Origin of the sequence: Planotetraspora thailandica, from assembly GCF_016863335.1 — a bacterium.
In the GTDB taxonomy this organism is placed as follows: Bacteria; Actinomycetota; Actinomycetes; order Streptosporangiales; family Streptosporangiaceae; genus Planotetraspora; species Planotetraspora thailandica.
Window position 1 is genome coordinate 43460 of sequence record NZ_BOOR01000019.1, and the last position, 8822, is coordinate 52281.

General features: G+C 66.1%; 11 protein-coding genes. 6 read left to right on the forward strand and 5 right to left on the reverse strand.

Going from position 1 to position 8822, the window contains the following annotated elements:
- Window positions 1-69 precede the first annotated feature (69 nt).
- On the reverse strand, window positions 70-960 hold the full coding sequence (locus tag Pth03_RS15120) for an AraC family transcriptional regulator (RefSeq protein ID WP_203944891.1): 891 nt from the start codon (window positions 958-960) through the stop codon (window positions 70-72).
- Window positions 961-1139: 179 nt separating this feature from the next.
- Between Pth03_RS15120 and Pth03_RS15125 the strand changes: the two genes are divergently transcribed.
- A complete protein-coding gene (locus tag Pth03_RS15125; protein ID WP_203944892.1) occupies window positions 1140-2222 on the forward strand; it encodes an aldo/keto reductase in 1083 nt (360 codons plus the stop codon).
- 137 nt (window positions 2223-2359) lie between these two features.
- Here the strand turns inward: Pth03_RS15125 and Pth03_RS15130 are convergent, their stop codons facing one another.
- From Pth03_RS15130 to Pth03_RS15140, 3 genes are all read right to left on the reverse strand, one after another.
- Window positions 2360-3187, reverse strand: a complete 828-nt coding sequence (locus Pth03_RS15130) for a hypothetical protein (protein ID WP_203944893.1) — start codon at window positions 3185-3187, stop codon at window positions 2360-2362.
- Window positions 3188-3196: 9 nt separating this feature from the next.
- On the reverse strand, window positions 3197-4102 hold the full coding sequence (locus tag Pth03_RS15135) for a hypothetical protein (RefSeq protein ID WP_203944894.1): 906 nt from the start codon (window positions 4100-4102) through the stop codon (window positions 3197-3199).
- A 309-nt stretch (window positions 4103-4411) separates the two neighbouring features.
- Entirely contained in the window at window positions 4412-5197 is a 786-nt protein-coding gene (locus tag Pth03_RS15140; protein WP_203944895.1) for an enoyl-CoA hydratase/isomerase family protein, read from the reverse strand.
- A gap of 135 nt (window positions 5198-5332) precedes the next feature.
- Between Pth03_RS15140 and Pth03_RS15145 the strand changes: the two genes are divergently transcribed.
- Both Pth03_RS15145 and Pth03_RS15150 read left to right on the forward strand, forming a co-directional pair.
- Entirely contained in the window at window positions 5333-5680 is a 348-nt protein-coding gene (locus Pth03_RS15145) for a winged helix-turn-helix transcriptional regulator (protein ID WP_239119054.1), read from the forward strand.
- A 299-nt stretch (window positions 5681-5979) separates the two neighbouring features.
- The gene (locus tag Pth03_RS15150) at window positions 5980-6612 is read left to right on the forward strand and encodes an ISAs1 family transposase (RefSeq protein ID WP_203944897.1); all 633 of its coding nucleotides are present in this window, start codon (window positions 5980-5982) and stop codon (window positions 6610-6612) included.
- Between the two features lie 45 nt (window positions 6613-6657).
- Here the strand turns inward: Pth03_RS15150 and Pth03_RS15155 are convergent, their stop codons facing one another.
- Window positions 6658-7080, reverse strand: a complete 423-nt coding sequence (locus tag Pth03_RS15155; protein WP_203944898.1) for a hypothetical protein — start codon at window positions 7078-7080, stop codon at window positions 6658-6660.
- A gap of 172 nt (window positions 7081-7252) precedes the next feature.
- Between Pth03_RS15155 and Pth03_RS15160 the strand changes: the two genes are divergently transcribed.
- The 3 genes from Pth03_RS15160 to Pth03_RS15170 are packed head-to-tail and all read left to right on the forward strand — an operon-like array spanning window position 7253 to window position 8818.
- A complete protein-coding gene (locus Pth03_RS15160) occupies window positions 7253-7600 on the forward strand; it encodes a hypothetical protein (RefSeq protein WP_203944899.1) in 348 nt (115 codons plus the stop codon).
- Window positions 7601-7658: 58 nt separating this feature from the next.
- A complete protein-coding gene (locus Pth03_RS15165; RefSeq protein WP_203944900.1) occupies window positions 7659-8237 on the forward strand; it encodes a hypothetical protein in 579 nt (192 codons plus the stop codon).
- Window positions 8225-8818: a hypothetical protein gene (locus Pth03_RS15170; RefSeq protein ID WP_203944901.1), complete on the forward strand. Its 594-nt coding sequence runs from the start codon at window positions 8225-8227 to the stop codon at window positions 8816-8818. Before Pth03_RS15165 ends, Pth03_RS15170 begins: the two co-directional genes overlap by 13 nt.
- The last annotated feature ends 4 nt before the right edge of the window (window positions 8819-8822 follow it).

Here is an 8822-nt window from a genome sequence, read left to right on the forward strand (position 1 = left end):
GGTCCCGCGCAAGCGACGACGACCGGTAACCCTGGGAACGGCATGCGCTCGTAGAGCGGTGTCGGCTGGCTACTCCTGGACTATGGCCATGGTCTGCAGGCGTACCGCATCCTGCCCCGGCGGCATCCCGAACATGCGCCGGTATTCGCGGCTGAACTGTGACGGGTTGTCGTAGCCGACGGCATAGCCGATCGCGGCCACATCGTTCGGTGCGGAGATGAGTTCGATACGGGCCTTCTGCAGCCGGATCTGTTTTTGGTACTGGAGCGGGCTCATCGCGGTCACCGCGCGGAAGTGCCGGTTGAGGGACGAGACGCTCGTGCCGATGTCCGAGGCGAGGTCGTCGATGCGGATCACCCGGTCGTACCGGGACCTGATCCAGGCTATGGCGCGGGCGACGAGGGCGAGGCGGCTGTCCGCCGCGCCGGCCTGTCTGATCAGGGCGTTCTGGGGTCCGTTCAACAGCCGCCAGTGGATCTCCCGTCGCACTCCGTCCCCGAGCACCCGGAGGTCACGTGGCTCGTCCAGCAGGCGTACCAGCCGGACGAGGGCGTCGAGCAGCTTGTCGTCCGCGTTGCTGATCGCCATGCCCGGTCCGTCGTGGGGCCGGATGGCGGTGGGCCCGCCGTCCACCAGCAACTGGGCGATCAGCGAGGGCTGGAGCCGCAGCCCGAGCGCGAGGAACGGCTCGCGGCGGCTGGCCTGTGTGATCTGCGAGGTCAGGGGGAGGGCGACGGTCACCACAGCGGCCTGGCCGGGGTGGTGCTCGAAGACATGGTCGCCGAGGGCCGAGCGCTTCACTCCCTGCACGACCAGGGCCAGCATCGGCTCGGTGACCGTGGCCATCGTCTCGGTCACGTGGTGGGCGGCGAACACCATCGCGTCCTCGACCCACAGGGGGCGGGGGCTGTCCCCGGCGAGTCGCACGATCCGACGACCGAGTTCGTCCAGGTGGCTCATCACTCGAGTGAACCACGTCCCCGGGTGCACGTGCATCATTATCCGGGCAACTTTGAGCGGATCGTGCAATGGATCGAGCGCAACGGCCTAGGTGATCATGCCGTTGCCTCGTTCAATGGAGACGTATTCGGAGACCGCCTTGTCGGCGTCTCGTCATCCCATGAACGTGGAGGTCCACGATGTCGCTCGATTCCTATGTCACCCTCGGCCGCTCCGGCCTGCGGATCAGCCCGTTCACGCTGGGCACGATGACATTCGGAGAGGATTGGGGCTGGGGAAGCAGCGCGGAGGAGTCGACGAAGATCCTCGCGGCCTATATCGATCGTGGTGGCAATTCGATCGACACCGCCAATGTCTACACCAACGGCCACTCGGAGAGGATCATCGGCGACTACCTCGCCGGCCGGCCGTCGCAGCGTGACCGGCTCGTGCTCGGCACGAAGTTCTTCGCCAATCTGTATGAGAACGACCCGAACGGCGGTGGACCCAGCCGTAAGGCCATCGTGCAACAGCTGGAGAACTCGCTGCGCCGCCTCCAGACCGACTACGTCGACATCTACTGGCTGCACAACTTCGACCCGGTCACCCCGGTGGAGGAGACCCTTCGCGCGCTGGACGATCTGGTCGGCGCCGGCAAGATCCGCTACGTGGGCTTCTCCGACGTGCCGGCGTGGGCGACCGCCGAGGCGGCCACACTCGCGCGGTTGCGCGGGTGGGCTCCGATCATCGCGGTGCAGTTGCAGTACTCCCTCCTCGAGCGGACCTCGGAGGGTGAGCTGATCCCGATGTCCCAGGCGCTGGGCATGGGCGTGATGCCGTGGTCCCCGCTGCACGGAGGGCTGCTGTCGGGCAAGTACTCCAGCGCCGGCACCACGATCCCGGACGCCAACCGCACGCGGATTCCCGGCGAGCCGACCGCGGCCGACCTGGCCGTGATCGACGCCGTGAACGCCATCGCCGAGGAGGTGGGTGCGACGTCCGCCCAGGTCGCCCTGGCCTGGGTGCAGGGGCGGCCCGGAGTCACCTCCACCCTGATCGGCTCGCGCAGGATCGACCAGTTCGAGACCAACGTCGGTGCCTTGGACGTGACGCTCAGCGAGGCCCAGCGCACCACGCTGGATGAGGTCTCGGCGCCCAAGCTGAACTTCCCCGCCGAGAACAACCGGCTTCTGGCGCCGAGCCTCCAGTTCGCGGGGGCGACGGTGGACGGCCGTTCCTCGGTCGTGTCCCCGTTGCTGCACGCTTCCAGCGCGCGCTACTGACCACCGCTTGCCCGGAGCCGATGAAGTCGATCACCGCTGGTCGCGTTGCCCATCGGCGGTGGCTACACCGTGCCCCGGCGGTGCGTGCGATCGAACCCGAACACGAACACGAATCGAGGAGTCCTGATTTGTCAGGCCTAATCAGGGCATGCCAGGGCAGGGTCCTCCAGCCTCATCAAGCCACCGGGGGTACCGTCCTCTTTATTGGCTTTGGTGCACAGGAGGATGTCCGGCTGGTCTTTCAGAGAAGCACTGATCTCGAAAGGTCCCTGGGCCGGCATGGTGTATGTCTCGCCATTCGCGAGAACTCTGAATTCGAGACTGTAGGAGCATCGCCCACACGATCCGCCCCCGATCCACAGATTACGGCTCCATCCATTCTCGGAATCGCGGGCCAATGTATCGCCGGGAAGGCTCGCCGTGCTGGTGGCTCCAATGGTCAGGTCGGGAACGGTGTAGGGAGGCGAAGGCGCGTCATGCGGATCACGACACGAGACAACGGTCTGGTTTGGTGGCAACTGTGTGTTGGAATGCAGAACCGTGCTCACCCGTATTTCGTCGGGAGGTTCCAGGAGATTATCTAATGTAAAGGAAAAGTTGCCGAAGCCCACCTCGGTCCCGCCGTTGGCGTGCGCCCAGGAAGCGTAGTCATCGCAATCCAGTAGTTCCTCGAGAGATGCCATGGCGGCGCGCCCGTCAGGGAAGACGTAGATGTTCTCGGTCCCCCTGCCTTGATTCGAGGTACGGAGATGGAATACGGATAAGAAAGGAGGGTCCCTTATCACGTTGATCGGTGTCGCCTCTGGCAGAGGAGTCTTGGCGGCGGTTCGCTCGCCGAGCACCTTTATCGGTGCTTGAGGTCGAGGGCCGGAGGGCTTTCCCATGGCGAGGCCTGCCACGAGCGCCAGCGAAACCAAAGCGAGTGCCATTACGACGCGGAGTACGCGAAACTGATTCGGAGACATCCCCTGACACTACTTCCAGCTGTCTCGAGGGCCGCACTTGACGTGCCTGGCGCAGAATAGTCTCGGAGCCACCTGTTTGATGTGGCCCCCGGCAATGTCGAAGGCGCTGCCGAAGGTATTTGCCAGCCCTGTAGTGGCAAAGGGCGGCTTGTCCGCCGCGGGAGCCATCACCTGGCGCACGGAGCCGTCGATATAGACGCTGATCTCGGCCCGCCAGAAGTTGAGAAACCTGGTCGCGTCGCCTCGCATGGAGATCGCGATCTGCTCGCCGGGCTTCAGCACCACTCGGTTGTGCGCGAAATAGTCTTCACCCAGAGTGCCGTCAGGGTTGATGGACCGCGCGTGCGAGTTGAATGAATCCAGGTCGAACCCCAGCTCGATGACCTTGTCGTTGGCTTGGGGATTGAGCCATACGGCGGTCCCCTTCGGGGGATCCTTCCGGGTCAGTATTTTGAACGCGATGCCCACGAGGGCGATGTCGTCGTGCGAACGATTTTCGACGATGACCATGTCGGTGGACGCGAGTGCCTGATATCCATCCTTGCCGAGCCCGAAGTCTTTGCTCTGAAGCATTTGATAAAGCGCTTCCACGTCGGGAAACTTCTTCGGGTCGTCGTAGGCCAGCACGACATCGCGATCCGTATTGGGATTTTCAAAGGCATATATGGTGACGTCGCCGGGCCCGGTCAGCCGATCCACCGCGGCGACCAGTCGTGGCGCGTAACTCGTCACCAGAAAGGTGGTCAAGGTGGTGACGACCAAGATGCTCAGCGCCTTCGGGCCACCCAGTAGTTTTTTCCATAAGGGAGTGCCGCCCGAGGAATTCTGCCCAGAAGGATCGCTGGGGTCTGCATGCGCGGCATCATTGGCACGCCGTAGGGGCTTGGCCGCCTTACGTGCTCCTTTTTTCGCCATAATGCCCCTGAAGGCTAGATTTCTGACGTGGATATATTTCTACAGCAACAAGATCCCCATGTCGACGGCTATGTGAGTTCAGGCGAAAAGACGCCGAATAACCCTGAATGCGAGTTTTGTACCGCTATGGCGGCTCGTGTGGCGCGCGAACTCGGCCCGAGCGCCTGACCGGAAACCCAGGGCTGAAGTGCTCTCGGTTGGTGAGACCCGGCCCATAACCAGCCCTTGCCGCCACCAGTGCTCATGCTGACGAGCGGGTACCGGAACCGCACGTGCCCGGGCCGACGCCCGCGACGGGTACCGGGGCGGTCAGGCCCCGGCCATAGGCCCACGGTTGTCCCTGGACGATTCCGCTCCGGCTCCGAACGCCCGGGGAAACAAATCGAGTTCCAGGCGCAGGCCATCGGCTAGGGGCAGGTCGAGCCCGCCGTCGACAGCCTGTTTGGCCAGCTCCAGGGCGGTGGCGCGCCTGGCCGCGAGCGCAGCCGCCCACGCTGCCGCGGCGTCCAGCGTCGTGCCGTCGGCGACGACCTGGTCGACAAGCCCGATGCGCAGCGCCTCTCCGGCGGACACCGGCTCACCTGAGAAGATCATGTACTTTGCCCGAGCCGGACCGACGAGCCGGGGCAGACGCTGAGTGCCGCCGCCTCCGGGGAACAGACCCAGCGTGATCTCGTGCAGGCCGAGCCGGGCATTCGCCGCGGCGACACGGAAGTCGCACGCCAGCGCCAGCTCCAAGCCGCCGCCGGTCGCGACTCCGCAAATGGCGGCGATGGTCGGGCGCGGAATGGCGGCGACCGCGGAGTTGGCGGCGTGGAAACGCTCCCCGATGTACCGGGCCAGCGCCGGATCGACGGTGTCGAACTCGGTCGGGTCACCGCCCTGAGAGAAGACCTCGTCACCGCCCCAGACGACGACCGCTCCAGGAGGGTCGGCGGCCAGCTCGTCGGCGGCTGCTCTGATTTGGTTCAGGACGACGGTCGAGAGCGCGTTGCGGCCGGGCCGATCGATGCGAAGGACGGCCACGCCGTCGGACCGGCGATCGATGGAGACGAAGGACGTGGTGGCACTGCGGGCCGTGGGCGTGTCGGGCATGCCGTTCATCCTGAAGGCATCGGTATCCTTTGTGAAGTAGGCACCCTCCATATATATAGGTACCTGATGGATACTGAGAAGCGCGTAGGACCCCCCACATACGCAAAGGACTGCCCGTCCCGGACCGTGCTCGAAGTGCTGGCGAACAAGTGGACGCCGTACGTACTCGGGTTGCTGGAGAAGTACCAGCGCCCGCTGCGGTTCACCGAGCTCCGCCGAAACATCGAAGGCATCACCCAGAAATCGCTGACCCAGACCCTGCGGTCCCTGGAACGGGACGGTCTGATCAGCCGTACGGTCTATCCGACCATTCCGCCGCGCGTCGACTACGCCCTGACCGAGCTCGGCGTGAAGGCGGGACGCCTCACCACCGCCATCGCCGACTGGTCCGTCGACAACGCCCTTCTTGTGCACGCCGCCAGACGCGCCTTCGACGGCCGTTCGGAGGCGACGCCACCGGCATCCTTCCCACCTGATCGGTGAGTCACCAGGTCTGGATCAAGCCGGGCAGGTGCTGCGGCTCGTACGCGGGTGGGCTGAGCAGCAAGGTGCCACCCCGCCGCCGGTCGGCGGCGGGGCGGGGTGTCGGCTTCGCCGGCGCGCAGAGGTGGTTACAGCCGCCGGGTCCCGTGCGGCTTCCGGCGGCGGACGGCTGGCGGTCACCCCCCGAGCATGGTCACGGCGGGAATCCGCCGTTACCAGCACATCAGTGTGACTCGGTGCCCTGCCCCTCCAGGACCCATGAACGATCAGGGTTGATCGGCAGTGAGATGTGCTCGTGCGTGATCAGCCACACGCCGTTCAGCCGCCGGCAACAGACGGTCGACCGTAGCCATACAGCGCCGTCGAGCCCGTTCTACGCCCGCCAGATCATCGCCGCCGACGGCCACTATCTGTTCATCGTCAAGGGCAACCAGCCCACCCTGCACACCCAGCTCAAGGCCCTGCCCTGGCGCGAGGCGATCCTCAACGACCGCACCGACGAACGCGGCCACGGCCGCCGCGAGATCCGCCGCATGAAGATCTGCGCGGTTCGGCCCGGCCTGCCCTTCCCCCACGCCGCCCAAGCCATTCAGGTCAAACGCCGCCGCACCGACCACCGCACCGGAAAGACCACCATCGTCACCCTCTACGTGGTCACCAGCCTGCCGCCGGGCCGGGCCACCCACGCCCATCTCGCCGCTCTGATCCGCGGCCACTGGAGCATCGAGGCCCTGCACCACATCCGCGACGTCACCTACCGCGAAGACGCCTGCCGCGTCCGCACCGGCACCGCACCCCGGATCATGGCCGGCCTGCGCAACCTCGCCATCGGGCTGGCCCGCCTGATCGGCTGGACCAACATCGCCGCCGCCATCGACCGCTACCGCAGCCACCCGGCCGACGCACTTCACCTACTGGGTTTCACCACATGAGAACGCTTCAGCCCTGACCGGCAACCGCACACCGGCGGTCGGCTGCTATTCGCGAGGCACGCGGAACAGTTGGAGAACCCGGTCGTACGCCGGGTCGATGGCGATCTTGAACGGCCGACCGTCCGGAAGGGAGATGCAGACGACCGTGCGGTTCAACACGGAGGGGAACTCCTCGTCCGTGGGAGGCCGGATCGTGACGGCCGCGTCCCGCAGGGGGATCGTCCGGCGTGACAGCTTGCCGTCCGCGTCGATCGAGTGCGTGATGACGTCCGGAGCGATGGTCACGTGTCCGCCTATCCATCCCCGATGGGCCGCATAGGACGGCACGTCGAAGCCGTGCGCCAGGCCTGGCAACGTGACGGACCCGTCGGGACGCCAGACGGCACGCGGCAGTCTCCAGCCACGGCGGCGTGCCAGCAGGCCGCCCAGCCATGAAGCGACCACGTTGAAGATGAAGTCGCCTATCACGTCCGCTTCCCCTGGGCTCGAGCCGGTCGCCGTTTAGATGCGACACGTGGGCCTCGGGTTCGAATGGATGCGCTGAGCGACGATGAGACCGCCGGCTGTGTCTCCGGCACGGGGCCCCGGTGCGGCGGAAAACCTTTGGCCGAGAGCCGACGGCGTCGCGCAGAATGCGATCGTGGACGAACCCGAAGGTCTGACATTCACCGAAGCGTTCGTACTGGAGGAGACCGACGGCGGCGCCCCGCTCTGGGAGATCGCCGCCGCGTGGACGGGTGACGAAGACCGGGAACGGCATGTCGGGGCGGTTCCGGTGCTCGCCGAGACGCTGACCGCTCTCGCCCGCTATGGCCTGGTGGTGGTTCACGCGTTTCCCGCCTGGCCCGTCGTTGAGGATGAGGCCGTCGAGATCTCGGGAGACCAGCTCGCACGTGCGGTCGCCGAGGTGCGCAACTGGCTGTGGCCGGAGGCGCAGGCCGGCCCGATCATTGCGACGATCACCGACGCCGGCGGCGTGTGGCTGTGACGGCGGTGTCGAGCATGATTCCCGATTTTCACCGGAAGGGCTGGATAAGGTCGGGCTTGTGATCACAGCTGAATTGCCCGATGCGGAATGGGGCCGGGGAACCGGCCGACGGCAATGGTTGTGGTTCGCCGGACCGTCGATCTTCGCGGCGGTGCTCACATGGGTCTACGCGACGCCTCCGGGTGGCGGCGACTTCCTGTTGTTTCTGGCCGCGTTCTGCGCCTGGGCGTTCGCCGGTGTGTGGTGGCTGGCACAGCTCGCGATCCCGAAGACCAGGGTCGCGAAGCTCCTCATGCTGGGTCCCGCCGTTTTCGCGCTGACCATCGGCCTGATCGCCGCGGACGTGCCGCTGCGGCTGACGTTCCTTGCCTCGCAGCCCGCGCTGAACGCGTATGCCGATTCGTTCCCCGGCCACGACGCCGACCCAGAGTCCGTGCCGGTGGGACGTTTCGTCGGGCTGTTCTCCATCGACAGCGCCTACCGGGAATCGGGCGATGTTTATCTCCTCGTGAACGGCGCCGGATTCATGCTGGAGCAGTGCATGTTCGTTCGTACGGCCGGCGGTCACGTGCTCGATCCCCAACTCTTCGAGCCCGAGCATTTGACCGGAGACTGGTACATGGTGTGCGAAGACTGAAGCGGCCGGTGATGATCGGCGAGGGGCCGAAGGCCCAGCCCGAGCAGGCACGCTCGCGATGGCTGTGGTTGTGGTTCGCCGGTCTCCCGGGCCTGGCGGCGGCGTCGACGCTGGTCGCGTCCGCCCCTCCCGGTGGCGACTTCTCCGGCGGCATGATCGCCGCCGACCTCTGGCTGCTGGTGGCCGTGGCGTGGCTGACCCTGCTCCTCATGCCCGCGATGCGCCGGAGTAGGTGGACCGTCTGGGCGCCGATCATCGGCGTCCTTACGGCGATCCTCGTGAGCGTGGGTGTCCCGACACGGCTGGCCTTCATGATCTCCGAACCGGCGCTGGTCGCCTTTGGGCAGTCGCTGCCTGAAGACGATGCCGACGTTTCGGTCAACAGGTTCGTCGGCGTCTTCTCCATCGAGACCGTGCGGCGAGACGACGGCGTGCTCTACTTCGACGTGAACGGGACCGGGGGGATGTTGACGCAGTGTGGGCTCGCGTACGCGCCCGGCGTTCGGGCCACGGATCTCCCTGTCTCCACGGCCGACCACCTGAGCGGCGACTGGTACGCGACCTGCACCGACTTCGACTAGCTGT

Bases quoted from the DNA above. Each gene is read 5' to 3' on its own strand.
- Pth03_RS15120 (WP_203944891.1), bottom strand. From the start codon at position 960: ATGAGCCACCTGGACGAACTCGGTCGTCGGATCGTGCGACTCGCCGGG.
- Pth03_RS15125 (WP_203944892.1), top strand. From the start codon at position 1,140: ATGTCGCTCGATTCCTATGTCACCCTCGGCCGCTCCGGCCTGCGGATC.
- Pth03_RS15130 (WP_203944893.1), bottom strand. From the start codon at position 3,187: ATGTCTCCGAATCAGTTTCGCGTACTCCGCGTCGTAATGGCACTCGCT.
- Pth03_RS15135 (WP_203944894.1), bottom strand. From the start codon at position 4,102: ATGGCGAAAAAAGGAGCACGTAAGGCGGCCAAGCCCCTACGGCGTGCC.
- Pth03_RS15140 (WP_203944895.1), bottom strand. From the start codon at position 5,197: ATGCCCGACACGCCCACGGCCCGCAGTGCCACCACGTCCTTCGTCTCC.